The organism is Williamsia herbipolensis (assembly GCF_036153515.1).
GTDB lineage: Bacteria > Actinomycetota > Actinomycetes > Mycobacteriales > Mycobacteriaceae > Williamsia_A > Williamsia_A herbipolensis.
In genome coordinates, this window is sequence record NZ_CP108021.1 from 3483343 (window position 1) to 3508914 (window position 25572).

Below are 25572 nucleotides of genomic sequence, written 5' to 3' on the forward strand. Positions count from 1 at the left end.
GCATCATGGACTGATGGGTTCGTCGGTTCTGCTCGTGGAGGACTCGACGTCGATCCGTGTGGCCATCTCGGCCGCGCTGACCGATGCCGGGCACTCGGTGCTGGCCCGGGGCGACGGAGCACGGATCGAACTCGACCTGGCCGAGTTCCGGCCCGATGTGGTGTTGCTCGACGTCATGCTGCCCGGTTCGGACGGGTTCGCGTTGCTGGAGATCGTCCGACGCCGCAGCGACGCCGGCATCGTGATGGTGACCGCGCGTGACACCGTCGCCGACCGACTGCACGGCCTCACCGAGGGCGCCGACGACTACGTGATCAAGCCGTTCGAGATGGCCGAACTGGTCGCCCGGGTCCACGCGGTCCTGCGCCGGCGCGGGCGGGGAGCCTCGATCGTCCACGTCGACGACCTGGTGATCGACCCCGACGCCGCCGTCGTGGTGCGCGGTGGGACACCGATCGCGTTGACCGCGACGGAGTTCCGCATGCTCGTGGTCTTGGCGCAGCGACGGGGTCGGGTGCTCACCAAGACCCAGATCCTCACGGCGGTATGGGGTTACGAGCACTACGACCCCAACCTGGTCGAGGTGCACATGAGTGCCCTGCGCAGGAAGCTGGAGGAGCACGGACCGCGTCTGCTCCACACCGAACGGGGCCGGGGATACACCCTCGACAGTGCCCGGCCCGTGAGGTCGTCGTGACCGAGACCTCGCCGCTGCGGACGCGATCGCTGCGTTTCCGCGTCACCGCCATCTGTCTCGGGGTCCTGTCGGTCGTCCTGATCGCCGTGATCGTCACCACGGCAACGCTGTTCACCGCGGTCTCCCACCGCGACGTGAACACCCTGTTGACCGACCGGATCGCCTACGCGCGTCAGCTGGCGCGCACCGCGACCGGACCCGAGGCGTTCCTCACCCGTATCGACGGCCGCTCGGTACGTGCCCAGCTGATCCTCGCCGACGGCACCGTGGTGGGCCGGCCGCTCTCGCCCGGCGAGAGCGAGGAACGACGCGTGGTGCGGTTGCGCGGAGGGCGCGCGTGGACCCAGGGCGCCGAACTCACCCTGTCGGTCGACAACCGCCTCCTCGACCGACTGCAGTCCCGCCTGCTGTGGGGCATGGCGATCGCCGGGATCGTCGCCCTCCTGCTCACCGCGGCGCTGCTGTGGTTCGCGGTCCGCTACGCGTTGGCCCCGCTCGACGCGATGACGGGTCTCGCCCGGTCGATCACCGGCGGCCATCGCGGACGACGGCTGTCCCCGCAACGTCGTGACACCGAACTCGGTCGCACCGCAGCGGCATTCGACGACATGCTCGACTCGCTGGAGGGTGCAGAGGCGCGCGAACGCGCCGCGCAGCAGTCGGTGCGACGGTTCGTCGCCGACGCCGCGCACGAGCTGCGCACTCCCATAACCGGGGTGGCGGCCATCGCCGAGACGCTGTTGCAGTCCGACCGCGACACCCCCGTCGAGGATCGCGAACAGCTCTGTCTGCTGCTGGTCCAGGAGACCCGTCGCGCCGGTCGACTGGTCGACGACATGGTCGACATGGCACGCATCGACGCCGGGTTGACGCTGAGCCCGTCGCCCACCGAGCTGCGCTCGCTGGTCGCCGATCAGGTCGCCCGTGTCTCGGTGATCCACCCCGACATCGCGGTCACCGTGCGGGGGGATGCGACGCCGCTGGTGGCCGACGCCGGACGCATCAGCCAGGTGGTGGCCAATCTGGTCGACAACGCCTGTCAGGCGACGCCACCCGGTGGCGCGGTCACCGCGTCGGTGTACGCCACGCCGGGGTGGGCGCACCTCGAGGTCGCCGACACCGGACCCGGCGTCGCCCCGGCCGACCGCGAGCGGATCTTCGAACGGATGGTCCGGCTCGACGCCTCGCGCGATCGCCGGTCGGGGGGTTCGGGGCTGGGGCTCGCGCTGGCACGCGGCCTCGCCCGCTCGCACGGTGGGGATCTCGTCCTCGTCGATCCGCCGCCGGGTCTCGACGGCGCGGTCTTCCGCCTCGACCTCCCGCTGTCTCCCGCGCGGTGACCGCTACCTCAGCAGCGGCAGGAATGCCTCGGCGATGACGCGGTGTCCGGTGGGATTGGCGTGGATGTCCTTGTACTGCGTGCATCCCCACGTCCACTGACAGATCCGGGCGACGTTCTTCGGGAGCGGCCCGAAGCCGTCGACGGGGACCTGTGTGAGGACGTCGTTGTTGGAGAACGCGTTCAGCACGTCGGCGGTGGCGAACCCGTTGGCGCTGTTCGCCGAGCGGATGGTGTCGGAGAACAGGTTGTCGGCCGCCGCGGTGCCCTGGGCCAACACCTTGCCCTGCGCACTGTCGAGCCACCGCCGCAGCGGCGGCGTGTAGTAGTTCATGCCCACGTAGCGCGGACCGGCGCCGCCTGCGGTGCGCAGCCGCCCGTCGATGGTCGACAGGTTGGTGCCGACCGTCTGCAGTGCGCCGCCGATGCAGCCGACGTCGGGGATCCCCAGCGCGGAGGAACCGGTGGTGACCGACCCGTTGAGGCAGCGGTAGAGGTCGTTGGCGCCGATGTCGAGGGTCACGAACTTCACGCGCGCCCGGTTCGCGGCGATGAAACGGGTCGCCTGATCGAGCTGCGACGACGCCCCGGCGTAGGTGCACCGTCCGCCGTTGATCATCGTCGCGGTCGTCTCGCCGCTGCAGCCCAACCGCACGTGCACGAGGTTCGGGTCCGAGACCTTGAGGGCGTCGTAGATGCGGTCGGTGTAGGAGACCGGTTCGTCGGTGTTCGTGTCCGGTTGGTAGCCGGCGGCCAAGGAGTCGCCCAGCGACACGTAGTAGGTCGCGGTCGGTGACGGATCGGGCAGCGGTCCCGGTGCGGCCCACGCCGGCGTGGTGACCAGTGCCGCGAGCGTCAGTGCGGCCGCTCCGACCGCTGCGAGCATCCGTGTGCGCATGAAGAACCTCTCGATACCGATGTGTCCTCCGAACGGGGGACGCCGGTTCGATTCGTACCACGGAAGGTGTTGGCCGGATGAATCTTTCATCGCATCGAGACCGCACCTATGTCCCACCGAAACTCTGGCGCTAGGTTGAATGGTACGTAAGTCGCCTCATGGCGATCCCTCGGACAGGAGCACAGCGATGGCGCAGCAACTGAGACTCGGTTACAAGGCATCGGCCGAGCAGTTCGATCCCCGTGAGCTCGTGGAGATCGCGGTCTCCGCCGAGGAACACGGCATGGACTCGGTCGCCGTCAGCGACCACTTCCAGCCGTGGCGCCACAACGGTGGCCACGCGCCGTTCTCGCTGGCGTGGATGGCCGCGGTCGGTGAGCGCACCAAGCGCGTGCAGATCGGCACCTCGGTGATGACGCCGACCTTCCGCTACAACCCCGCGGTCATCGCACAGGCCTTCGCGTCGATGGCCTGCATGTACCCCGACCGCATCATGCTCGGCGTCGGCACCGGAGAGGCCCTCAACGAGTACGCCACCGGGTTCACCGGCGAGTGGCCGGAGTTCAAGGAACGCTTCGCCCGGTTGCGCGAGGCCATCGCGCTGATGCGTGAGCTGTGGACCGGCGAGCAGGTCGATTTCGACGGCGAGTACTACTCCACCCAGGGCGCCTACATGTACGACATCCCGGAGAGGCCCGTCCCGGTGTACGTCGCGGCCGGCGGCCCGGTGGTCGCCCGCTACGCCGGACGCGCGGGCGACGGTTTCATCTGCACCTCGGGGAAGGGGATGGAGCTCTACACCGAGAAGCTGCTGCCCGCGGTCGCCGAGGGCGCGGGCAAGGCCGAGCGCGACGTCGCCGACATCGACAAGATGATCGAGATCAAGATCTCCTACGACCCCGACCCGGAGTTGGCGCTCGAGAACACCCGGTTCTGGGCGCCCCTGTCGCTGACACAGGAGCAGAAGCACAGCGTCAACAGCTCGACGGAGATGGAACGTCTCGCCGACGAACTCCCGATCGAGCAGGTCGCCAAACGGTGGATCGTCGCCTCCGACCCCGACGAGGCCGTCGAGCAGGTCAAGCAGTACACCGACGCCGGGCTCAACCACCTGGTGTTCCACGCACCGGGTCACGATCAGCAGCGGTTCCTCACCAATTTCCAGACCGATCTCGAGCCGCGGCTGCGCAAGCTGGGCTGAGCACCTGCTCACGGCGTGTGTCGAGCTCGTCACAGAGCGGGCGGCCACGGTCGACGCGGACGGTTGCGGTCCCTAGCCTGGGAGGCTCACAACCGTTCGAGTCAATGCCGACTCCACAGGGGCCCGCTCTCGCGAGCTGTGCGCCCCGATCTCCACAGGAGCCGTGACACATGTCGATTCTTCCTCTGCTCATCGTGATCCAGGCCTTCGTGCTGTCGACATGGTCGATGGTGGTGCTGACCGCCTACCTCGTCACCCGCGACGATGATCACGCCTACGAGTCCCTCGATCTCACCGCGGCCAACGTGGCGGGTGCCCGCACCCGGTAGCTGCCCGGCGAGCGATGAGTTCTGCCCCCGGATCGGGTCGGACACGGTGACACCACCGCACCGATCCGAGGAGATCCACCGATGACCGAGTTCGCCACCACCACCCTCGGCGACACCGTCGCGTTCGACCGACACGGTCCCTCCGCCCCCTCCGCCGGTCGCGCCGTCGTCTTCGTCGCCGGCGCGGGCCCGCATCGTGCCGGCGATCCGATCACCACCGCCACCGCCGCGTTGCTCGCCGACAGGGGTGTCGCGTCGATCGTCCACGACCGCCTGGGCCGTAACGAGAGCCCCGCCGACGGGGTCATCACCCTGGAGAGGGAGCTGGCGGCCGTCTCGGCGATGATCACCGCCGCCGGTGGTTCCGCGGTGCTGTGCGGCCACTCGTCGGGATGCGCGATCGCCATCGAGGCCGCGCGCGCCGGACTCCCGGTCACCGGACTGGTGCTCTGGGAGGCCCCGTTCATGCACTCGGGCGACGAGACCCGCGAATGGATCGAGGAGTTCGAACGCCGCCTCGACGCCGGCGACCGCGACGGCGCGCAGCGGCAGTACATGAGGGACATGCCGGCCGAGTTCATCGACCGCGCACGGGAGGACGGCATCTGGCCCGCGGTGATCGCGCAGGTCGAGAGCCTCCGCCCCGACGGTCGTGCGCTGGTCGCGGTCGCCGCCGAACCGCTCACCTCGATCCTCGGATCCGTGGGGGTCCCGGTGCTCGCGGTCGTCGGCACGGAGACGTTCCCGGGCATGGCCGAGGCGGCCGAGGCGATCGCGGCGGCGGCCGACGACGGGCGCGCCGAACGTGTCACCGGGGCGCACCACTCGTGGGACCCCGAGACGATGGCCGAACGTCTCGCCCGGTTCGTGGGCGGCAGCTGAGGAAACCCGTTTGTCGGCGCGGGGTCTCCTCGCGCAGGCTGTCCCCGTGAACCGTCGACTGGACCCCGCGACCCTTCCCGTTCTCGCAGCCGTCGTGACGGTGCTGCTGTGGGCGTCGTCGTTCGTGGTCATCCGCTCGGTCGGTGACCACTTCTCGCCCGGCGGACTGGCCTTCGGGCGCCTCGCCGTCGGATTCATCGGTCTGGCGGTCATCGCCCTGCGGTATCGCCGGCCGCTGCCGCGCGGGCGGGCGCTGGTGTTGGTGATCGGGTACGGCGTCGCGTGGTTCGGCGGGTACACCGTGCTGCTCAACTGGGCCGAGCAACATCTCGACGCCGGCACCGCGGCGCTCCTGGTCAACTTCGCGCCGATCATCGTCGCGGTGTTCGCGGGCCTGTTCATGGCCGAGGGTTTCCCGCGGCCGCTGGTGGTCGGCATGGTGATCGCCTTCGCAGGCGTCCTGCTCATCGCGTTCGGGGGCAGCGGCGGCAGCGGCTCCAACGACACCCTCGGCATCGCACTCGGACTGGTGACGGCCGTGCTCTACGCCGCAGGGGTCCTCATGCAGAAGGTCGCGCTGCGCTCGGTCGACGCCATCACCGCCACCTGGGTCGGATGCCTCGCCGGCCTGCTGGTGACCGTCCCGTTCGCACCGCAGGCCGTCGGCGAGATCGCCGACGCCTCGGCCGGCCAGATCGCGGGCATGGTGTTCCTCGGTATCGGTCCCACGGCGATCGCCTTCACCACATGGGCCTACGCGCTCACCCGCACCGACGCCGGGAAGATGGCCGCCACCACCCTCACCGTCCCGGCCATCGCGATTCTCCTGTCGTGGGTGACCCTCGGCGAGGTGCCGACGCTGCTCGGACTGGTGGGCGGCGCGATGTGCCTCACCGGGGTCGCCATCTCGCGACGACGTGCGCGTACCGCCTAACGTCTCCAGTCATGGATCGCGAGCGCATGGTCGACGTGGCGGTGTCGGTGGTGTCGCGTTTCGGCGCGCAGGCCCTGAACCTGACCTCGGTGGCCCGGCACGCCGGCGTCGGACGCGCGACGGCCTACCGCATGTTCGGAGGTCGGGACGAACTGCTCGCCGCGATCGTCGACCGCGAGGTGTCGGTGCTGCACGAGCGGATGGACAGCTGGATGCTGGCCGTCGACGATCCGCACGACAAGGTCCACACCCTCGTCACGAAGACGCTGACCTACATCCGCGAGCACGAGGCGCTGCAGTACCTCCTGCGCAACGAGCCCGGCGAACTGGTGTCGACGCTGGTCGCGAGCGGGCCCGACCGCGCGACCGACACCACGATCATCGACGTGATCGTGCAACGCTGCCTGCCCGACCTCGACGCCCAGCCCGCCCTCGCCGGCGCGCTGCACCCCGACGGTCGCGGGGCATCGGAGTTCGCGGCGCGGGTCGTGTACTCGCACATGCTCGTCCCGGGGAGTTCGATGACCGACGATCAGGTCGCCGACCTCGTCTGCCGGGCCGTGCTGGGTGGATAGGGTGGGGCCGTGGCCCATCTGACCCGTGACGACAGTGTGTTCGTGCTCCACCTCGGCGACGAGGGCGGTGGTGACGACGAGAACGTCTTCGGACCGCCGCAGGTCGAGGCCATCAACGCACTCCTCGACGAGGTCGAGGCCAGCGAGGGTCCTACGGCGTTGGTCACCACGAACGAGGGCAAGTTCTACTCGACCGGCCTCGACACGGGGTGGGTGCTCACCCATGTCGACGAGGTCGACCCCTACATCCAGAGCGTGCAGGAACTGCTCGCACGCATCCTCGTGTTCCCGATGCCGACCGTCGCCGCCGTCGCCGGTCACGCCTTCGGTGGTGGCGCGTTGTTCGCCCTCGCCCACGACCATGTCGTGATGCGGTCCGACCGCGGCTACATCTGCATGCCCGGTGTCACCATCGGCGCGAGCTACGCCCCGGGCAGCGTGATGCTCGTCGGCGACAAGGTGCCCGCCCGGGTCAACCACGAGATGCTCGTGACCGGCAAGCGGTACGGCGGTCAGCAGGCCCACGATCTCGGGATCGTCGATGCCGCAGCCACTCTCGACGACGTGCTGCCCACAGCGCTGGCCTACGCCCACGCGAACAAGCACACCCGCGGCCGCACCATCGGCGAGATCAAGGCCTCGATGTACGCGCGTACCGCCGCCGGCCTGCGGGCCACCGTCAGCGGTGTCGGTGGCCAGGCCGCCATCGCCGAGAGCTGAGTTCCCGGCTGGGATATGCCACCCAGCGGCTCGGCATCGTCCCCACGGCGATGCCGGTCCGCTCAGTGGCCTTTCTCAGTCATCTCGCTGAGGGCCTTGAGGTTGAGGAGTTGCCGGCGCGCCATCAGGAGGTCGCCGACCGAGACCAGGGGTGCGATGAGGCGGCCGCGGGCCATCACGATCTTGAGGAGCAGTCGGGTGTGCTCGCCGGTCGGCACCAGCACGTACGACATCACCGCGCCGGCGATCTCGCCGGTGAGTGCCTCGTTCGGTACCACGTCGAGGATCTCGCCCAGTGGTCGTCCGCCACAGGACATGAAGTGTTCTCCCACAACTGGTTCCGGAAGACCGGTCAACTCGGCAGGTGAGCGGCGCCCCAGGTTGTCGATCCAGTCGTAGGAGTAGGGCGCGAGACGGAGTTGACCGATCCACGGCCACACGCGGTCGGGGGTCGCGTGGACGGTCACACCACGCCACGCCTGCAGCACCGGCCGCGACACGATGTCGTCGCAGGGGAATAGACGCGAGGTCTCCGCGGTGTCGACGCCCCACCGGTCTGCGATCATCACCCGTTCCTACCAGTGCGCGAGGGGTGAGGGGCTCCCAGGGACCTCCCAGCATCCGCCCAGCCCCAGAGGAGACAGAACGGACATCGTGAGGAACGTACCGATCGGCGCCCTGCCGATCGGAGCTACCCACGGAGGCATCATGACCACCCTCGTCGACCGGGCGCGACCGCCCGCCGATCCGGACCCCGATGGTGGTCGCCATCGGATCGTCCACGACACCCCGCAGAGCACCCGCTCGCGCCTGCTGACCCGCGCGCCGCTACCGGTGCTGCTGGTGGTGACCGCGGTGCTCTACCTGTGCAACCTGTCGATGAACGGCTACGCCAACAGCTTCTACGCCGCGGCGGCACAGGCCGGCGGCACCAGCTGGAAGGCGTGGTTCTTCGGCTCGCTCGACGCACAGAACTTCATCACCGTCGACAAGCCCCCGGCGTCGCTGTGGGTCACCGGGCTCTCGGTGCGCATCTTCGGGATGAACAGCTGGGCCGTCCTCGTGCCGCAGGCACTGATGGGGGTCCTCGCGGTGTTCCTGCTGTACGCGACGGTGAAGCGCACGGTCTCGAACCCGCGCCACGGCCAGGTCGCGGGTCTCATCGCCGGTACGGTGCTGGCGTTCACGCCGGCCGCCGCGCTGATGTTCCGCTTCAACAACCCCGACGCCCTGTTGGTGTTGCTCATGGTCGCCGCCGGGTACTGCCTGATCCGCGCGATCGCCGCGGGATCGGGGAAATGGCTGGCGCTGGTCGGCATCGCACTGGGCTTCGCGTTCCTCACCAAGATGCTGCAGGGCCTCCTGGTGTTGCCCGCCTTCGGTCTCGCGTACCTGGTCCTCGCGAACACCGGGTGGCTCAGGCGGATCGGGCATCTCCTGCTCGCGACGGTGTCGCTGATCGCCGGCGCCGGCTGGTGGGTCCTCGTCGTCGCATTGTGGCCGGCCGGGTCGCGCCCCTACATCGGCGGATCCACCGACAACACGGTGATGAACCTCGTGCTCGGCTACAACGGCCTCGGCCGCATCTTCGGCGCCAGCGGCGGCGGAGGTGGCGGCATGGGCGGGAACGGTGCCGCCGGTTCGAGTTTCGGTGGTGCCACCGGACTGAACCGACTGTTCGGCTCCGAGATGGGCTACGAGATCTCGTGGCTGCTCCCGGTCGCGCTGTTCGTGATCGTCTTCGGCGCCTACCTCGTGGTGCGACAGTTCATCCGGGTGCGGGAGACCGATCGTCTCTCGCGCACCGAGAAGTCCGGACTGGTCATGTGGGGCGGCTGGCTCATCGTCACCGGTCTGATCTTCAGCTTCATGAGCGGCACCATCCACCCGTACTACACCGTGGCCCTCGCCCCGGCGATCGGTGCGCTCGTCGGTCTCGGCGGCGTCTACGCCTGGCGGCTGCGGGACCGGTGGGACGGCCGGATCGCGTTGGGCGCCATGATCGCCCTGGCCGCAGGCTGGTCGATCGTGCTCCTGAATCGAGCCGACTTCGGACCGGTGTGGACCCGCTACCTGATCGGCGCGGTCGCGGTCATCACGGTCCTCGTGATCGTGGTCGGCGGGAAACTCGGATTGCGCAAGGCGGTGGCCACGGCGGTCCTCGTCGGCGCGCTCGCCGGGTTCAGCGCCTCGGCGGCCTTCGGTATCGCCACGGCGGCAACCGAACACACCGGATCGATCCCCACCGCGGTGCAGACCGCCGACTCCTCGGGCGGCATGGGCGGGCCCGGCGGTGGTGGCCCCGGTGGTGGCGCGGGCGGCACCAGCGGCCAGCGGCCCTCGGGTGCCCCGGGTGGCACCGCAACCCAGACGCAGGTGCAGGGGCAGTCGCAGACCCCGACGTCCACGCAGCGCGCCGGCGGGATGGGTGGCGGCATGGGGGGTTCGACGAGCACCGAACTGACCACGCTCCTCAAGGCCACGACCACGAAGTGGGCTGCGGCGACCAACGGTTCGCAGTCGGCCTCGGGAATCGAGATCGCCAGTGGTACATCGGTGATGGCCATCGGCGGCTGGAGTGGTGACCCCACCCCGACGCTGGCGCAGTTCATCCAGTACGTGAAGGACGGCAAGATCGGCTACTACATCGGCAGCGGTCAGGGCGGTGGTCCGGGCGGATCGAGTTCGAGTGCCACCGAGATCTCCACCTGGGTGGCCGAGCACTACACCGCCACCACGGTCGGTGGGCAGACGGTCTACAAGCTCACCTGAGCGACCCGACACGACGTGCGGCGCCGGTGGTCACCTCCGTGACCATCGGCGTCTGTCGTTTCTCAACGCCTGTTGTAATTAGAGGCGGCCCCGTGTTTGACTGCGAACTGATCAATTCATCAGAATTGATCAGGCCGTAGGGGATGCTCATGGATGTCACACGCCGCCAGGCGATCACCGCGTTGGCCGCCGGTGGGGTGGTCGCCGGCCTCGCGCACGGGGCGTCGGCGGCGGTGGCCGATCCCGGCCCCACGGGTTCGGGCCGGTACCGCATCGACCTGCACTCGCACTTCCTCCCGCCGCGTTATCGGTCGGCCTTGCAGGCGAGCGGATACACGCTTCGATCCTTCGTCCCCGTGCCGTCGTGGTCGCCGGCCGAGGCGTTGGCGTTCATGGACGCGCACGGGATCGGTACCCAGGTGCTGTCGATCTCCGACCCGGGGGTGAACTTCCTCCCGGCCGCGCAGGCCCGCGCGATGAACCGGTACTGCAACGACTACCTCGCCGACCTGATCGCGCGGTACCCCACCCGTTTCGGCGGATTCGCGTTCCTCCCCCTGCCCGACGTCGCCGCGTCGCTGGCCGAGATCACCCACGCCCTCGACGTCCGCGAGCTCGACGGTGTCGCGCTGCTCAGCAACTACAACGGCATCTATCTCGGCGACACCCGCTTCGAGCCCGTGATGGCCGCCTTGAACGCACGCTCGGCCTTTGTGTTCGTGCATCCGGCCGAACTCGCCCCGAGCAACCGGCCGGAGCTGCCGTTCCCCGCGTTCTACGAGGAATACCCCTTCGACACGACCCGCGCGGCGGCGCTGCTCATGGCCACCGGCACCATCGACCGCTACCCGAACATCCGGTTCTCCCTCGCCCACGCAGGCGGCTGCGTGCCGTTCCTCTCCCAACGACTGTCCACGCCGCGCCAGGCGTTCCCCTCCGCGCCGCCCGTCTCGGTGTTCGGCACCGACGAGAAGATCCGGAACTTCTTCTACGACACCTCGCTGTCGTCGTCACCCGCCGCGATGCGCAGCGTGCTGGAGGTGACCGGCATCGACCACATCGTCTTCGGGTCCGACTGGCCGTTCAGCGCACTGACCTACCGGGGACAGACCGGTGCCGATCCGGCGCCCGCACTCGCCGAGGTGTTCGATCCACAGCAGCGCTACCGCATCGAACGACTCAACGCGCTGGCACAATTGCCCCGATTGGCATCGCGTCTGTCGTGAACTGAGGTGGAGGAGGGTCAGTGCGACCACCGACGAGGGCACCGGAGAACCGCACCGACCGACGCCGCGCCAAGACGCGCCAGGCCCTCATCGACGCCGCGCGCACGCTCATCGCCGACGGACGCGCCGCGACCGCGAGCATCGCCGACATCACCGCCACCGCCGACGTCGGCTTCGGGACCTTCTACAACCACTTCGACGACAAGAAGTCGCTGTTCGACGCGGCGATCGACCAGATTCTCGAGGCGCTCGGCGACCACCTCGACACCGTCGCCGACCGCACCGCCGACCCCGCCGACGCCTTCGCCACGTCGTTCCGGCACGCGGGGCGGCTGGCCATCGCGCACCGGCAGACCGCCGAGATCATCGACTCCTACGGCTTCGTCCTGATGGAGTCGCCGACCGGGCTGGGTCCCCGTGCCCACCGCGACCTGTCCGCCGCGGTCGACGCCGAACGCCTGCAGATCGACAACGTCGACCTGGCCACCGCGATCACCGGCGGCCACCTGCTCGCGCTGGTCCACGCCTGGCTCGCCGATCCGACCTCGGTCACCGAGGCCGATGTCGACGCGTCGGTCGAGACTCTGCTGCGGTCGTTCGGGATGTCTGCGGCGGCCGCCCGCCGGTTGGCCCATCGCACCCTCGAACCACTCGGATGAGTGCCGATAGGCTGAGCGGCATGGCCGCAGGCAGTCCGACCTCGAGCAGCATCTACATCGCCTCACCCGAGGGCGACACTGGGAAATCGACGATCGCGTTGGGGACGCTGCACCTGTTGGCCGCCACCGGCGGTCGCGTCGGTGTGTTCCGACCGATCTCGCGGGCCGCGGCCGGAGAGCGCGACTACATCCTCGACCTGCTGATGGAACACGACTCGGCCGACCTGTCCTACGAGGACTGCATCGGCGTCACCTACGAGCAGGTGCATTCCGATCCCGAGGCGACGCTCGCCGAGATCGTCGACCGCTTCCACGCGGTGGAGGAGCAGTGCGATTCGGTGCTCGTCATCGGGTCGGATTTCACCGACGTCGCGAGTCCCTCGGAGCTGAGCTTCAACGCGCGGATCGCCGCGAACCTGGGCACGCCGATGGTGTTGGCGCTCAAGGCCGCCGACCGCACACCCGACGAGGTGCTCGCGCTCGCCGAACTCTGTCTGGCCGAGGTGCGCGGAGCCCATGCGCAGGCCGCGGCGCTGATCGCGAACCGGTGTGCGCCCGATCTCCTCGCCGAGGTCAAATCGACCCTGGAGACCACCGGCCTGCCCGCATGGGCGCTGCCCGAGGACCCGGTGTTGGTCGCGCCGACGATGAACGAACTGATGGCCGCCCTCGATGGCGAGCTCTACAGTGGCGATCCCGAACTCCTCGACCGCGAGGCGATGAGTGTGATGGTGGGCGGCATGACCGCCGAGCACATCCTCGAGCGCCTCACCGACGGAGTCGCGGTGATCACCCCCGCCGATCGGTCCGACGTCCTGCTCGCGCTGGTGACCGCCAATGCGGCACAGGGATTCCCGAAGTTGTCGGGCATCATCATGAACGGCGGCATCAAACCCCACCCGATGATCTCGTCGCTGGTGGAGGGACTGAAGCCGGCGCTGCCGATCATCACCTGTGAGCAGGGGACCTACGAGACCGCGCGTACCGCCGCGCTGGCCCGGGGCCGGGTCGGCGTCGAGTCGGTCCGCAAGATCGACGCGGCGCTCACGCTGATGGAGGAGCACGTCGACTCCGAATCGCTGCTGGAGAAGCTGCGGCTCTCGGCGCCGACGGTGGTGACGCCACAGATGTTCGAGTACCAGCTGATCTCGCGCGCGAAGTCCGACCGCAAACGGATCGTGCTGCCCGAGGGCGACGACGACCGGGTTCTCCGTGCGGCGGGCCGTCTGCTGCGCCGTGGCGTCGCCGATCTCACGCTGCTCGGTGACGTCGACGACGTGCGTTCGCGCGCACAGGAACTCGGCGTCGATCTCGACGCGGCCGAGGTGATCGATCCGACCACCTCGGATCTGCTCGAGCGCTTCGCCGACTCCTACGCGGAGCTCCGCAAGCACAAGGGCATGGACGTGGCCCGCGCTCTGCAGGTCGTCCGCGACGTCTCGTACTTCGGCACGATGATGGTGCACGAGGGGATCGTCGACGGCATGGTGTCGGGCGCGAAACACACCACCGCACACACCATCCGGCCGGCGTTCGAGATCATCAAGACGCTCGAGGGTGTCTCGACGGTGTCGAGCGTGTTCTTCATGTGCCTCGCCGACCGCGTGCTCGCCTACGGGGATTGCGCGATCGTGCCCGACCCGACCGCCGAGCAGCTCGCCGACATCGCCATCTCCTCGGCCGCCACCGCCGAACAGTTCGGCATCGAGACCCGCGTCGCGCTGCTGTCGTACTCGACTGGTGAATCGGGCTCGGGTGCCGACGTCGACAAGGTCCGCACGGCCACCGAGCTCGTGCGGGACCGCGCGCCGGAACTGTTGGTGGAGGGCCCGATCCAGTACGACGCCGCCGTGGAGCCGTCGGTCGCGCAGAGCAAGATGCCCGACTCGAAGGTCGCCGGGCAGGCCACGGTGCTCGTGTTCCCCGATCTGAACACCGGCAACAACACCTACAAGGCGGTGCAGCGCAGCGCGAACGCCGTGGCCATCGGTCCGGTGCTGCAGGGGTTGCGCAAACCCATCAACGACCTCTCCCGGGGAGCGCTGGTGTCCGACATCGTCAACACCGTCGCGATCACCGCGATCCAGGCGCAGGCCCTGTGATGACGGACGCTGGGCTGACGGGCGACGCCACAGGCGCTGTCCTGGTCCTCAACTCCGGTTCGTCGTCGCTGAAATACCAGCTGGTGCATCCCGATTCGGGCGAGGTCGTCGCGTCCGGTCTGGTCGAGCGCATCGGCTCGGAGACCGCGGCGGCCGAACACGAACAGAACGGTGACACCCGCAGGTTCGACGGCCCGATCGCCGACCACCACGAGGCGTTGGCGAAGGCGCTGGACCTGTTCGCCGAGGCCGGTACCGATCTGGCGTCGAGCGGCCTGCAGGCGGTCGGGCACCGGGTGGTCCACGGCGGCCAGGAGTTCTCCGAACCCGTGCTGGTGAGCGACGAGGTGATCGAGACCATCGACGCCCTGTCGGGACTGGCGCCCCTGCACAACCCGGTGAACCTGATGGGCATCACCGCGATCCGCGCACTGCTGCCCGACGTCCCCGGCGTCTGCGTGTTCGACACCGCCTTCTTCCACCACCTCCCCGCCGCGGCCGCCACCTACGCGATCGACCGCGACGTCGCCGCCGAGCATCACATCCGTCGCTACGGCTTCCACGGCACGTCACACGAATACGTGAGCGGCGCCGCCGCAGAGTTCCTGGGCGCCGATCCCACCGACCTCCAGCAGATCATCCTGCACCTCGGCAACGGGGCCTCGGCCTCGGCGGTGCGCGGTGGACGCCCGATCGACACCTCGATGGGCCTCACCCCGCTCGAGGGTCTGGTGATGGGAACCCGCAGTGGCGACATCGATCCCGCCATCGTGATGTACCTCCGGCGGGTGTCCGACATGGACATCGACGACATCGACCACATGCTCAACTCCGGCTCCGGACTCAAGGGCCTGTGCGGCGAGAACGACTTCCGCACGATCACCTCTATGGTCGCCGACGGTGACGAGGCCGCGCAGCTCGCCTACGACGTCTACATCCACCGTCTCCGTCGGTACATCGGTGCGTACATGGTCGATCTCGGTCGCGTCGACGCCATCGTGTTCACCGCGGGTGTCGGGGAGAACGCGCCCACGGTCCGCCGAGATGCACTGGCCGGGCTCGAGCGGTACGGCATCGCCGTCGACGACGAGGCCAACGTCGTGCGGTCGCGTGCGGCGCGCCGAATCTCCACCGCCGACTCGGAGGTGGCGGTGCTGGTGGTCCCCACGAACGAGGAACTGGCGATCGCGCGCAAGGCCGCAGCGGTGGTCGCCGGCGCCTGAGCGTCAGTTCCGGACGACGATCTCCTGCGCGCTGCGGGTGATGAGGCCCGCGCGTTCGAAGTCGTCGAGCCATCCGGCCATCGGCCATCGGCCCCACCGTCGGTGGAACACCGTCGCGTTCACGACGATGTCGTCGAGGTGTTCGACCGGCGGCCGCGACACGGGATGGTGCTGGTGGTGGGCGTGCGCGCCGCCGACCCATGAGATTCCGATGCCGGCCACGACGGCCACGGCGGCGAAATCGGTGTCCTCCCCGCCGTATCCGCGGTAGTCCTCGCAGAAGCCACCGACCCGTCGCCACGTCTGCGGGGTCACCGCGAACGACAGCGACCAGAACAGGTCCGGATCGTCACCGGCGACCACGACGCCGTCGGGTGGGTTCGGGCGAGCCGGGTGCGGGTCGGTCGCGGCGGCCAGTTCCGCGGTGGTCCAGGGGGATTCGCGAGGGGGCAGGTAGGTGACGGGTCCACACAGCAGGGTGTCGGGGTGGTCGGCGGCAGCGGAGGCGTATCGCTCGAGGAGGTCCGGTGTCGGGATGCAGTCGACGTCGAGGAACACCAGCAGTTCGGCGCCGGCGTCGATCGCGGTCGCGGCGCCGCGATTGCGTGCGGTCGCCAGCGGCAGGCGGTGATGGTCGGTGCCGACGGTGACCAGGGTCGTCGGCACGGGGCTCTCGTCGAGCACGGCGCCCACCGTCGGATCACCCATGGCGACCACCACGTGCACGGCAGGCGGCGACATCGCCTCGGCGAGACCGGCACGCTGGGCCCGCAGGTGGCCGTGTCGGCCCGAGACCACCGTCACCACAGCCAGTCTCGTCATCGTGCGCGCCCACTCGCCGATGCGAGTTCGGAGATCACCGTGGCGGCACGCTCGGCCGCACCGTCGGTCTGCAGGCGTTTCCAGCGCGTCGCGTCGACGGTCGAGGCCTGTTCGAGGAGGCGGGGCCACGCCTGTGGTGCCGGCCAGGACGGCGTCGTGACCGCGATCCCACCGCGGGACAACGCATCGGCGGTCGCCATCTGTTCGTCGAAAGGACGCTCCTGCGGGATGACGATCGCCGGGGTGGCGGCACAGGCGACGTCGGCCACGGCGTTCTGACCGGCGTGGGTGACCACCACCGAGGCACCGGTGAGCAGTGGCCACACATCCTCGACCCACGACCCCGGGCCCGCGAACCGCCATCGGTGGTCGGGACACGCGCGCGCCGCGGCCTCGACGGCCCGGGTGTCGACCGCCGAGCCGCCGGCGCCGCCGAGCACGAGGACGGTCGGTTCGGTGGCAGCCGCGTCCGGATCACGGGTGCGGTCGGCGAAGCGACTGATCGACCCGACGTGGTGGGTCTTGCCGGCGAACGGGTGGAGGTGGGCGGGGTCGTAGACGTCGCGCGACCACGGCGCGACGATGCGATCGGCCATCCGGTGCGCGAGATCGTGTGGGCCGTCGGTGCGGTCACCGGGCATGGCCATCACGACCACCGGGACGCCCATGAGACGCACGAACACCGCGATCTCGACCGACACGTCCACCACCACCACCGACGGCCGCACCCGGGCGATCCATGCGGCGATGGCCGCCATGCGGTCGGTGAGGCCGTCGACCCCGGTCGGCGCCCAGTGTACGGTGTCGTGCGCGGTCGGATCCGTGACCATGTCGACGAGCCGGGAGCCTAGCGGATCGGCGGGGACGTCGAGCGGCAGATCGAGCCAGTCGACCGCCGGATGATCGGCCGGCGGACACCGCGACGACAGCACGGTGACCGGTTCCTCGAGGGCACCGGCGATCGACGCCGATCGGGTCATGTGCCCGACCCCGTGGTGGTGCACGTAGTAGCCGATCACGCGGGGCGTCGGCTCAGCATCGCGGTCGGGTGAGCATGCCGTCGTAGAGGTGCAGGTACTCGTCGACCATCCGCGTCTCCGAGCACACATCCTCGGCTCGGCGACGCGCGTCGGTCCGCGACAGCCCCGCGGCCTGGGTGAGCGCCGCGGCGAGCGACGCGACGTCGTCGGGCCGGGCGAGCCGTCCCGACGAGGGGTCGATGATCTCGGGGATCCCGCCGCGGTCGAACGCGGCCACAGGTGTGCCGCACGACAGCGCCTCGGCCACGACCAACCCGTACGGCTCGTCCCACACCGGTGTCACCAGCGCGACGGCCGACCGGCCGACGAGATCGGCCAGGTCCCGTCGGTGCAGATGGCCGACGTACTCCACGTCGTGTCCCAGCCGCGGGGCGATCTCGTCGGCGTAGTAACGGTCGTCCCAGATGGGACCGGCGATGCGGATGGGCATCCCCGCCGCACGCGCGGCATCGATGGCGAGGTGCGGCCCCTTCTCCGGGACCAACCGTCCCGACCACACGGCGTGATCGCCGCCGGGGCCCACCGGCCACCGGTCGGTGGCGATGCCGTTGAACACGACGTCGACCGTGCCGGCCACCGGCTCCCACTGTCGCGCCGTGTACCGGCTGACCGCCGCGAACGAGGTCGTGATGCCGCGGGAGACGGCGATCGCCGACTCCAACCACGCGAACGGCGGGGTGTGCAGTGTCGTCAACATGGGGATGTCGAGCATCCGCGACATGGCGATGGGGAGGTAGTGCAGGCTGTGGTTGTGCACGAGATCGTATGTCGTGCCACCGGTCTCGGCGAGTTCGAGCATCAGTGAGAGGTAGGCGTGATGCTCGTTCACCATGTGCTCGGGGGTCGTCGGATCGGCCTTCGAGATCGCGGAGAGCTCGAGCGTCCGCACCCGGAGCATGCCCGAGGCGATGTCGGTGGCCGATCCGTCGGCGGCGAACAGCGTGACCTCGTGCCCCAGGGCGGTCAGCGCCGTCGCCCACTGGTGGATGTGGGCCTCGAGCCCGCCTGCGAACGGTTCGGAGATGGGGTGACTCGACGACCCGAGCAGTGCGATCCGCAGCGGTCTGTCGGTGGGCCGGTCGCCGGTCGCGACATCCGAGGAGCGCAGCGGGGTGAGAACGCCGGTCATGAGGCACGCGCCGCGACGTCGGTGCGGATGTGGCGCAGTGCCCTGCGGTAGACGGCGTCGTGGGCCGCGGCGACGGCGTCGCGTTCGGACACGCGGTCCGAGCGGGTGGCCGTCGGCGGATGGTCCCGCAACAGGTACGTCGACCGCACGGCGCGTTCGAGACTGCCGGCGTCGAAACGGTCGGGACCGAAACCGAACTGCGTGACCGGGTGTTGGTCGCCGTGGTGGCCGCAGTCGCCGATGATCACCGCGGTGCCGACGTCGAAGCACGCCTCGAGCCATCCCGAATGCGTGCCGAAGCGGTAGGGGAGCACCGACACATCGATCACGGAGAGGTAGTGCCACAGGTCGTCGTCGCTGAAACGCGGGTGGACTCGCAGGTCCACGCCGGGCCGACCGGACATCGCGAGCAGATCGCCGGCGCGTGGATGGTCCGCATCGTCGATGTCGATGCGCAGCGTGACGTCGCCACCGCTGTCGTTCATGCTCGTCACCGTGCGCACAAGGGTGTCGGCGACCGCGCCGGGATCGAGATTGGCGCGAAAGCTCTTGGCGTGCAGCCCGATCACGAAGCCGTCGTGAGGGGTGCGCGGCGCACCGACACGGTCGAGCGGGGCGACATGCGGGTGCGCGATCACGGTGGGGCGTCGTCCCCACCGCTGCTCGATCTCGTCGGCCGCGCCACGGGTGAGGGTGATGAGTTCGTCGACGCCGGGGATCAGCACGTCGAGGCATGCGCGATGTGCCGCGTCGTCGCGGAAGTGGGGATTGTGCAGGTCGTGCGCGGTGAACACGACCGGCCTGCCCGCCGCGTGCACGGTGTCGAGGACCGCCCGCAGGGACGCGGGCGTGGCGGTGTCGAAACCGAAATGCAGGTGCAACAGGTCGAAGGAGTCGACATGGTCGGCGAGCCATCGTGGTTCGAGCAGACGCGGCGGCCACCAGCGGGTGTCACCGGGCCCCGCATCCGCCGGACGCGGGTCGGGGAGTCGGTGGACGGCTGAATCGACAACAGGGTCGGACAGCGAATCGAGATGTGCCACATAGGGATGCGCGGTGGGCACCGAGGCGACACGGATGGGGTCAGGAGGGGACGACGAAACCGATGGGATCAGGGTCAAATTTTCTCCGAGCGCGGCAGACGTTACAAAGGGGGGAGGGTCACACCCGGCCCGACTGCTCGAGAGGGAGAAGAAACGTGCTTCTCGACAATAGCCCCTCCCCCCGTCAGGCCCCACCCCGGTGACGAACGAACACGATCCGCGAACGATCCACTACGGCGATTTCTACGGGGTGTCGCAGGCCCCGGGGCCTGAGGACCCGCGCCCGCTGTGGGTGGTGTGGGGCAACTGCCAGGCCGAGGCGCTGCGGGTTCTCCTCGACACGGTCGCCGATCGGGCGTTCGTGACGTGCCGGGTCCCGCCGGTGCACGAACTCACCGGCGATGACATTCCTCACGTGCAGGCGCTGCTCGCCCGGGCTCGGGTGGTGCTCTCGCAGCCTGTGCGCTCGGGATATCGAGATCTGCCGATCGGCACCGACGACCTCACCCGGTGGCTGCCCACCGATGCGGTACGCCTCCGGTGGCCGGTCATCCGCTACGGCGGCCTCTACCCCTTCCAGGTCATCGTGCGTGATCCCGCCGCCCCGTCGGTGTCGCCCCCGGTGGTCCCGTACCACGACCTGCGCACGCTGTTCGGCCGCGACGACGTCGAGGTGACCCCGGAACAGATCCGTACCGCGGCGCGATGGAGCGTCGAACAGCTCGCCGCCCGAGAGGCGCGGCACTGCGATGTCGGCGTCTCCGACACGCTCCTCGCCTTCGGGGCGCCAGCCGCACACACCGTCAACCACCCGGGCAACCCTGTCCTCGCGACGGTCGCCACGCGTCTGCTGTCGGCGGCCGGTCACCCCGGCAGTCCCGGTGATCCGGGGCGCACCCTGCTGGGTGGTGTGCGGTCGCCGCTGGAGGAGCGGGTGATCGAGGCCCTGGGTCTCGACGCCGTACCGCGCGAGACGTGGACCGTGGAGGGACGATCCGTCACGAGCGCACACGTACACGCCGAGCAGACCGCGTTCTACGCCGACCACCCCACGTACAGAGAATCCGCGCGCATCCGCTACGCGGAACTGCTCGAGATCCTCGGGATGGCAGCGTGATCCGCGCCGGGGAGTCCGTAACGCATCTCCTCGTCGGGCCACCCGAACACGGAGTGGTCCGCTATGGCACGGCGGTGCACGCCGCCCTCGCCGCCGACGACCCGGCCGGCCACGCCCTGGTGGCAGTCCCCGCGGTCGACTCCAGGACCGTGGAGAGTGTCTGCACACCAGCGAGTCGCGGGCTGGTGCATCTGCAGTTCACCGACCGACTGTTCGGCGCGTCGGCTCCCGAAGCCGCCGCCGCCGCGACCGGCCTGGTCACCGCGCTGCACGATCGGGGAGCACGGGTCACCGCCACCCTGCACGACCTCCCGCAACCGTCCGACGGCACCGGTTTCACGCGTCGCGTCGAGTGCTACCGCCGGGTCGCCGCCGCCCTCGATGCGGTCGTCGTGTCCAGCGACCACGAGAGTGCGCTGTACACAGATCATCTCGGACTGCAGTCCCCGCCCGAGGTGATCCCGTTGATGGTCGAGACCCTCGTGGTTCCGCCCGGCGCCGCCGAGCCCTCGGCCGGGACGGTATCGGTGGGTGTGCTCGGTTTCCTCTACCCGGGCAAGGGACACATCGAGACCCTGCGCGCCATGGACGATCTCGACGCGGACATCGCGTTCGTCGCGCTCGGGGCGCCGTCACCCGGACACGACGACCTCGTCGACGAGCTCGAGGCGCATGCGACGGCCGTCGGGCGACCGCTGGAGGTGACGGGTTTCCTCGACGACGCCGAGTTGTACCGACGCATGGCGACGATCACCGTCCCCGTGGCGCATCATCGACACATGTCGGCGTCGGCCTCGGTGAACACCTGGCGATCGCTACGACGTGCGCCGCTCGTGCCGCGCACCCGCTACACCGAGGAGATGGCGACCCGGTCCCCGGGCACGCTGGTCGTCTACGCCGATGCCGACCTCCCGGCGACGATCGCTGCGGCACTCGACGATCCGTCACGCACCCGCATCGGTGACGACATCGCCGTCCATCCGACACCCGCAGAGGTCGCCGCCGCCCATAGCGTCGTGTTCGAGCGGGTGTGCCGATGACCGCGGACCGGGTGTTCCGCTGCGCCGACGGGACGGTGGTCGTCGCCGACAACCGATGGGATCTCGTCGCCGACGATCCGACACCGGTCCGCTCGATCAGCGTCGTCATCCCGTACTACGAGCAACCCGCCCAGCTGCACCGCGTGTTGACCGCCCTCGATGCCCAGACCATCGGCACCGACCGGGTCGAGGTGATCGTCGCCGACGACGGGTCGACGCACCCGCCCGACGTGCGCGGCCACACCGTCGACGTGACCGTGGTCCGCCAGGCCGACAACGGATTCCGCGCCGCCGCCGCCCGCAACCTCGGTGCGCGCGCATCGAGCGGCGAGGTGCTGTGCTTCCTCGACGCCGACACCGTGCCCGAGCCCGACTACCTCGAGTACGCCGTGCGGCTGCCGTCGGTGATGCCCGATGCCCTCGTGGTGGGGCGCCGTCGCCACGCCGACTTCACCACCGACCCGCCGACCGAGCTCACCGAACCGCAGTGGCTCATCGACGCCTACGGCTGGACCGAGAACCTGCTGCGCCCCGGCTGGACCGGGTATCGCTACGTGATCAGCGCGGTGATGACCTGCAGCCGTGTGCTGTTCGACGAGGTGGGCGGGTTCGACGAGTCGTTCACCCGCTACGGCGGCGAGGACTGGGAACTGGCGAACCGGATGACGATGGCAGGCGCCGTACTGGCCCACGAGCCGCGGGCGGTGGCGTGGCACGACGGCCCCGACTGGGCCGAGCGCGACACCGCGCGGCGAACCGACGCGAAGAACGGCGAGGCGTTGAGCCTGATGCCGGTCATCACCGAACCGGCCGCGCGCACCGCCGGTCTGCACCACGAGGTGCCCGATGTGGCGGCCAGGGTCTCGACCGAGGGTCACAGTCCGGCGTCGCTGTATCGGACGATCGCGTCGATCGTGCGAGCCGGCGACGTCGCGGTGTGGTTGGTCGGTGAGGACGGCGAGAGCATGCACGACGTTCTGGCGCTGCAAGATTCACGGATCCGTCGCGGCGTGCCCGGGCGCCACGTCCTCGACCGGTGTCGATTCGTCGCCGACGTGACCGGGCGGGTGGTGTTCGGTGACACCACCCTCGATGCGGTGACCTCTCCACTCGGGCCCGGTGGTGCGGGTGTCGTCGACGTCGCCTTCGGCGATGCCCCCGCCGCCGTGCGGGTGTCGACGACACGAGCCCTCCGCCGTGCGCAGCGCCACCTCGCTCGCCTGGAGATGACGCAGGACGAGGCGACCGCCGCGCTGTTCGGGCGCCTCACCGTCGCCGCTCACGACGTGGATGTCGCGGTCGTGCCCGAGGAGCCCTGGCTGAGTTGGTAGTCAGAACAGGGTGTGCGGGCGGATCAGGTTCGCGAGATCGACGAGGTTGAAACGCTGTTTGCGGTCGACGGTCGATCGGGCGAGGCGCCGGAGTGACCGTTCGAGTCCGGCCCGCAGGCCGTGTTCGGTGAACGGGAACCCCAGCAGTGAGATGTTCGGCGACGCCTTGTCGGGGTGGGCGTTCACCCAGCCGAGTGCGGTGCCCAACACCATGATCGACAGGCGCGGCTTGCGCGGCTCGGTGTCGGGCATCGCGGCCAGTCGGCGGGCGGCCTCACGCAGCTGGTCGCCGGTGACCTGCTCGGGGTCACGTCCGTGGACCAGCGCCAGCACCGTGGTGCACGACGCGGTGTTGAAGTGGCGGCTGGTGGCGGGGACGTCGTCGAGTGCCTTCACCGACTCCTCGATCTCGCCTGCGGTGAACAACATCCGGGCCACACCGAACGCGGCGGTGACGATACCGCGGTCGGTCTGCCACAGCGTCGTGTACTCGCGCAGCGCCACCTCGTCCCAGTGTTCTATCGCCGCAGCGCGTTCGGGGTCCGCGGTGGCCGTGCCGCCGCGGCGCGACCCGGGATCGGAACCCTCGCTGCGCAACCAGCGTCCGATGAGTTCGGCGGTCGCGGCGACGGCCAGCTTCGGGGCGATCTCGCCGGGCATGGCCGCGAGCACCGTCGAGAACCGTTCGTGGGCGACCTCGGGCTCCCCGTTGATCAACGCGCACAATCCGAGGAACCACTCGATGCGCCAGGAGTGCTGGTGGTGCCGCGAGGTGATGTCGAGCAAGCCGAGCGCGGTGTCGACGTCGCCGAGTTCGATGTAGGCACGGGCCTCGGCGAGGTCGACCTCCAGCGACGGGTGGTCGTCGCCGGGGTCGGTGCCGATCAACGACGACAGGCCGTCCTGCTTGGCGCTGCGGATCGTGTCGAGGGTCTGGTTGGGTTCCGAGAGTGCTGCCGAGGTGAGAAGCCCGGCGGCGGGGTCGGTCTGGTCGACGAGCGGCACGGGCAGCGCCGCGGCGATGTCGTCGGGGTCGAGGAACGTCTCGGAGTTGATCGGATCGAAGAACCCGTCGACCGGGCCGAGCAGGAGGTCGGTGCCGAAGGTGGTGCGCTGCGGGGTGAACACCGTCGACAGCGCCGGCCGGGGCACGCCGGTGGAGCGGGCGACGATCTCGCGGAGCACCGACAGCATCTGCGTCGCCATCTCGTCGGTCGACGAGAACCGTTGTGTCGGGTCGGGATCGGTCGAGCGTTGCAGCAGCCGGTGGAACGACTCGTTGTCGGCGAGGATCTGCGCGTCCTCGGGGGAGGGGAGGCCGTCGATGTAGCGGCCGTTCTCCATCGGCATCGGCAGGGTGAGGACGGCGAGCGTGCGTCCGATGCTGTAGATGTCGGTGACGATCTGCGGACCGGTCTTGACGATCTCCGGGGCCTGGAATCCCGGTGTGCCGTAGAGGTGTCCGTATCCGTTGATGGGCGAGACCGCCCCGAGATCGATCATCTTGACCTCGTCGCCGCCGATCATGATGTTCTCGGGTTTGACGTCGTTGAACACCAGCCCCACCGAGTGCAGGTACCCCAGCGCACCCATCACCTCCAGCAGGTACGCGATGGCGTGGGAGATCGGGAGGTGCTTGCGGTGGGAGGAGTCGCCGTCGACGGTGGTGAGGCTCTTGAGCGTCGCACCGCCGACGTACTCCATCACGATGTAGCCGAACGTGCGCCCCGAGGTGTCGAGGTGTTCGACGAAGTTGAAGATCTTGACGATGTTCGGGTGCGACACCGACGCCAGGAACTGTCGCTCGGCGAAGGCGACGGCCTGGGCCTCGGCGTCGTTGGAGTTCAGCAGGCCCTTGAGGACGACCGCGCGATCGGACACGTTGCGGTCGAAGGCGAGATAGATCCACCCGAGACCGCCGTGGGCGATGGCGCCGGTGATCTCGTACTGGTCGGCCACCATCGTGCCCGGCGTCAGGCCGGGGGTGAACGAGTAGTGCGCGCCGCAGTGGGGGCAGTCGCCGTTGAGCGGTCCCTCGCCGGGCCCCGACGAACGACCGAGGGGGCGACCGCACTGCCAGCAGTCCCGCTTGGCCTCCGGGATCACCGGATCGGACATCACCGCATCCTCGGGCTCGATGTCACGAACCCAGGTGACGTCGACGAGCCCGGCGCCGAGCCGACGTCGCTTGCGCGTCACCCGACTGGTCAGGGCCTGGAGCGCGGGCGGGACGCGGGTTCCGGCGTCGTCGGTGGTGGCCTCGGTACCCGGACCGCCGGTGGGGGTGGCCGCCTGGGTCGCCTGCGTGCCGACGTCGGGGACCGCTGCCTGAGTCGCCTGCGTACCCACCTCGAGCTCGGCGGCCTGGGTGGCGACCTCGATGTCGACGGCCTGGGTCGCGACCTCGGCGTCGTCGTCGGTCCCTGCATCGGTGCCGACGTCAGAGGCCGGCGCGCTGCCGCGTGCGTCGGTCTCGGCCATCGTGGTTCACCT

Annotated in this window: 23 protein-coding genes; 16 read left to right on the forward strand and 7 right to left on the reverse strand. The window is 69.6% G+C overall.

Annotation, left to right across the window (positions count from 1 at the left end; genetic code table 11):
- Positions 1-13: 13 nt before the first annotated feature.
- Together OG579_RS15980 and OG579_RS15985 are read left to right on the forward strand one after the other, a co-directional pair.
- Positions 14-697 (forward strand): response regulator transcription factor, encoded by a 684-nt coding sequence (locus OG579_RS15980; protein ID WP_328856743.1) that lies wholly within the window; start codon positions 14-16, stop codon positions 695-697.
- Positions 694-2037, forward strand: a complete 1344-nt coding sequence (locus OG579_RS15985) for a sensor histidine kinase (protein ID WP_328856744.1) — start codon at positions 694-696, stop codon at positions 2035-2037. Before OG579_RS15980 ends, OG579_RS15985 begins: the two co-directional genes overlap by 4 nt.
- Positions 2038-2040: 3 nt before the next feature.
- Here OG579_RS15985 and OG579_RS15990 read toward each other — a convergent pair whose 3' ends face one another.
- Positions 2041-2934 (reverse strand): SGNH/GDSL hydrolase family protein, encoded by an 894-nt coding sequence (locus tag OG579_RS15990; protein WP_045821793.1) that lies wholly within the window; start codon positions 2932-2934, stop codon positions 2041-2043.
- Positions 2935-3121: 187 nt separating this feature from the next.
- On the opposite strand from OG579_RS15990, the gene fgd reads away from it, so the two are divergent.
- From fgd to OG579_RS16020, 6 genes are all read left to right on the forward strand, one after another.
- A complete protein-coding gene (gene fgd / locus OG579_RS15995; RefSeq protein WP_045821622.1) occupies positions 3122-4135 on the forward strand; it encodes a glucose-6-phosphate dehydrogenase (coenzyme-F420) in 1014 nt (337 codons plus the stop codon).
- A 170-nt stretch (positions 4136-4305) separates the two neighbouring features.
- Complete coding sequence (locus OG579_RS16000) at positions 4306-4464, forward strand: hypothetical protein (RefSeq protein ID WP_156377917.1); 159 nt, start codon at positions 4306-4308, stop codon at positions 4462-4464.
- A gap of 81 nt (positions 4465-4545) precedes the next feature.
- Positions 4546-5346, forward strand: a complete 801-nt coding sequence (locus tag OG579_RS16005; protein WP_328856745.1) for an alpha/beta hydrolase — start codon at positions 4546-4548, stop codon at positions 5344-5346.
- A gap of 46 nt (positions 5347-5392) precedes the next feature.
- Positions 5393-6280: a DMT family transporter gene (locus OG579_RS16010; protein WP_328856746.1), complete on the forward strand. Its 888-nt coding sequence runs from the start codon at positions 5393-5395 to the stop codon at positions 6278-6280.
- 11 nt (positions 6281-6291) lie between these two features.
- Positions 6292-6855 (forward strand): TetR/AcrR family transcriptional regulator, encoded by a 564-nt coding sequence (locus OG579_RS16015; RefSeq protein ID WP_328856747.1) that lies wholly within the window; start codon positions 6292-6294, stop codon positions 6853-6855.
- A gap of 9 nt (positions 6856-6864) precedes the next feature.
- Positions 6865-7575 (forward strand): enoyl-CoA hydratase/isomerase family protein, encoded by a 711-nt coding sequence (locus tag OG579_RS16020; protein WP_045821626.1) that lies wholly within the window; start codon positions 6865-6867, stop codon positions 7573-7575.
- Positions 7576-7637: 62 nt separating this feature from the next.
- Here the strand turns inward: OG579_RS16020 and OG579_RS16025 are convergent, their stop codons facing one another.
- On the reverse strand, positions 7638-8141 hold the full coding sequence (locus OG579_RS16025; protein WP_328856748.1) for an SRPBCC family protein: 504 nt from the start codon (positions 8139-8141) through the stop codon (positions 7638-7640).
- A 142-nt stretch (positions 8142-8283) separates the two neighbouring features.
- On the opposite strand from OG579_RS16025, the gene OG579_RS16030 reads away from it, so the two are divergent.
- From OG579_RS16030 to OG579_RS16050, 5 genes are all read left to right on the forward strand, one after another.
- Complete coding sequence (locus OG579_RS16030; protein ID WP_328856749.1) at positions 8284-10347, forward strand: glycosyltransferase family 39 protein; 2064 nt, start codon at positions 8284-8286, stop codon at positions 10345-10347.
- A 149-nt stretch (positions 10348-10496) separates the two neighbouring features.
- Positions 10497-11573 (forward strand): amidohydrolase family protein, encoded by a 1077-nt coding sequence (locus OG579_RS16035; protein ID WP_328856750.1) that lies wholly within the window; start codon positions 10497-10499, stop codon positions 11571-11573.
- A 20-nt stretch (positions 11574-11593) separates the two neighbouring features.
- Complete coding sequence (locus OG579_RS16040; protein ID WP_328856751.1) at positions 11594-12232, forward strand: TetR/AcrR family transcriptional regulator; 639 nt, start codon at positions 11594-11596, stop codon at positions 12230-12232.
- Positions 12233-12252: 20 nt separating this feature from the next.
- Positions 12253-14334 carry a phosphate acetyltransferase gene (gene pta, locus OG579_RS16045; RefSeq protein ID WP_328856752.1) on the forward strand — a complete coding sequence of 694 codons (2082 nt, stop codon included), beginning with the start codon at positions 12253-12255 and terminating at the stop codon, positions 14332-14334.
- Between the two features lie 14 nt (positions 14335-14348).
- Positions 14349-15557: an acetate kinase gene (locus OG579_RS16050; RefSeq protein ID WP_408068828.1), complete on the forward strand. Its 1209-nt coding sequence runs from the start codon at positions 14349-14351 to the stop codon at positions 15555-15557.
- Positions 15558-15560: 3 nt separating this feature from the next.
- Here OG579_RS16050 and OG579_RS16055 read toward each other — a convergent pair whose 3' ends face one another.
- From OG579_RS16055 to OG579_RS16070, 4 genes are read right to left on the reverse strand one after another with little or no spacing between them, the layout of a single operon-like run.
- On the reverse strand, positions 15561-16379 hold the full coding sequence (locus tag OG579_RS16055; protein WP_328856754.1) for a glycosyltransferase family 2 protein: 819 nt from the start codon (positions 16377-16379) through the stop codon (positions 15561-15563).
- A complete protein-coding gene (locus OG579_RS16060; RefSeq protein WP_328856755.1) occupies positions 16376-17359 on the reverse strand; it encodes a glycosyltransferase in 984 nt (327 codons plus the stop codon). The genes OG579_RS16055 and OG579_RS16060 overlap by 4 nt, the downstream gene beginning before the upstream one ends.
- A 52-nt stretch (positions 17360-17411) precedes the next feature.
- Positions 17412-18548, reverse strand: coding sequence for a glycosyltransferase (locus OG579_RS16065; protein WP_328856756.1), 1137 nt, complete (start codon positions 18546-18548; stop codon positions 17412-17414).
- Positions 18545-19591: a glycosyltransferase family protein gene (locus OG579_RS16070; RefSeq protein ID WP_328856757.1), complete on the reverse strand. Its 1047-nt coding sequence runs from the start codon at positions 19589-19591 to the stop codon at positions 18545-18547. The genes OG579_RS16065 and OG579_RS16070 overlap by 4 nt, the downstream gene beginning before the upstream one ends.
- A 199-nt stretch (positions 19592-19790) precedes the next feature.
- Between OG579_RS16070 and OG579_RS16075 the strand changes: the two genes are divergently transcribed.
- Genes OG579_RS16075 through OG579_RS16085 form a run of 3 tightly spaced genes read left to right on the forward strand, consistent with a single transcriptional unit; the run spans position 19791 to position 23079 of the window.
- Positions 19791-20708 (forward strand): WcbI family polysaccharide biosynthesis putative acetyltransferase, encoded by a 918-nt coding sequence (locus OG579_RS16075; protein WP_328856758.1) that lies wholly within the window; start codon positions 19791-19793, stop codon positions 20706-20708.
- Entirely contained in the window at positions 20705-21748 is a 1044-nt protein-coding gene (locus tag OG579_RS16080; RefSeq protein ID WP_328856759.1) for a glycosyltransferase family protein, read from the forward strand. Before OG579_RS16075 ends, OG579_RS16080 begins: the two co-directional genes overlap by 4 nt.
- Complete coding sequence (locus tag OG579_RS16085) at positions 21745-23079, forward strand: glycosyltransferase (protein ID WP_328856760.1); 1335 nt, start codon at positions 21745-21747, stop codon at positions 23077-23079. Before OG579_RS16080 ends, OG579_RS16085 begins: the two co-directional genes overlap by 4 nt.
- Here the strand turns inward: OG579_RS16085 and OG579_RS16090 are convergent, their stop codons facing one another.
- The gene (locus tag OG579_RS16090; protein ID WP_328856761.1) at positions 23080-25560 is read right to left on the reverse strand and encodes a serine/threonine-protein kinase; all 2481 of its coding nucleotides are present in this window, start codon (positions 25558-25560) and stop codon (positions 23080-23082) included.
- Positions 25561-25572: the final 12 nt, after the last annotated feature.

What these genes read in the sequence shown, in the direction of transcription:
- OG579_RS16015 (WP_328856747.1), top strand. Translation starts at nt 6,292, where the DNA reads ATGGATCGCGAGCGCATGGTCGACGTGGCGGTGTCGGTGGTGTCGCGT.
- OG579_RS16090 (WP_328856761.1), bottom strand. Translation starts at nt 25,560, where the DNA reads ATGGCCGAGACCGACGCACGCGGCAGCGCGCCGGCCTCTGACGTCGGC.
- fgd (WP_045821622.1), top strand. Translation starts at nt 3,122, where the DNA reads ATGGCGCAGCAACTGAGACTCGGTTACAAGGCATCGGCCGAGCAGTTC.
- OG579_RS16000 (WP_156377917.1), top strand. Translation starts at nt 4,306, where the DNA reads ATGTCGATTCTTCCTCTGCTCATCGTGATCCAGGCCTTCGTGCTGTCG.
- OG579_RS16030 (WP_328856749.1), top strand. Translation starts at nt 8,284, where the DNA reads ATGACCACCCTCGTCGACCGGGCGCGACCGCCCGCCGATCCGGACCCC.
- pta (WP_328856752.1), top strand. Translation starts at nt 12,253, where the DNA reads ATGGCCGCAGGCAGTCCGACCTCGAGCAGCATCTACATCGCCTCACCC.
- OG579_RS15980 (WP_328856743.1), top strand. Translation starts at nt 14, where the DNA reads ATGGGTTCGTCGGTTCTGCTCGTGGAGGACTCGACGTCGATCCGTGTG.
- OG579_RS16085 (WP_328856760.1), top strand. Translation starts at nt 21,745, where the DNA reads ATGACCGCGGACCGGGTGTTCCGCTGCGCCGACGGGACGGTGGTCGTC.
- OG579_RS16025 (WP_328856748.1), bottom strand. Translation starts at nt 8,141, where the DNA reads ATGATCGCAGACCGGTGGGGCGTCGACACCGCGGAGACCTCGCGTCTA.
- OG579_RS15990 (WP_045821793.1), bottom strand. Translation starts at nt 2,934, where the DNA reads ATGCGCACACGGATGCTCGCAGCGGTCGGAGCGGCCGCACTGACGCTC.
- OG579_RS16035 (WP_328856750.1), top strand. Translation starts at nt 10,497, where the DNA reads ATGGATGTCACACGCCGCCAGGCGATCACCGCGTTGGCCGCCGGTGGG.
- OG579_RS16055 (WP_328856754.1), bottom strand. Translation starts at nt 16,379, where the DNA reads ATGACGAGACTGGCTGTGGTGACGGTGGTCTCGGGCCGACACGGCCAC.
- OG579_RS16065 (WP_328856756.1), bottom strand. Translation starts at nt 18,548, where the DNA reads ATGACCGGCGTTCTCACCCCGCTGCGCTCCTCGGATGTCGCGACCGGC.
- OG579_RS16005 (WP_328856745.1), top strand. Translation starts at nt 4,546, where the DNA reads ATGACCGAGTTCGCCACCACCACCCTCGGCGACACCGTCGCGTTCGAC.
- OG579_RS16060 (WP_328856755.1), bottom strand. Translation starts at nt 17,359, where the DNA reads ATGACCCGATCGGCGTCGATCGCCGGTGCCCTCGAGGAACCGGTCACC.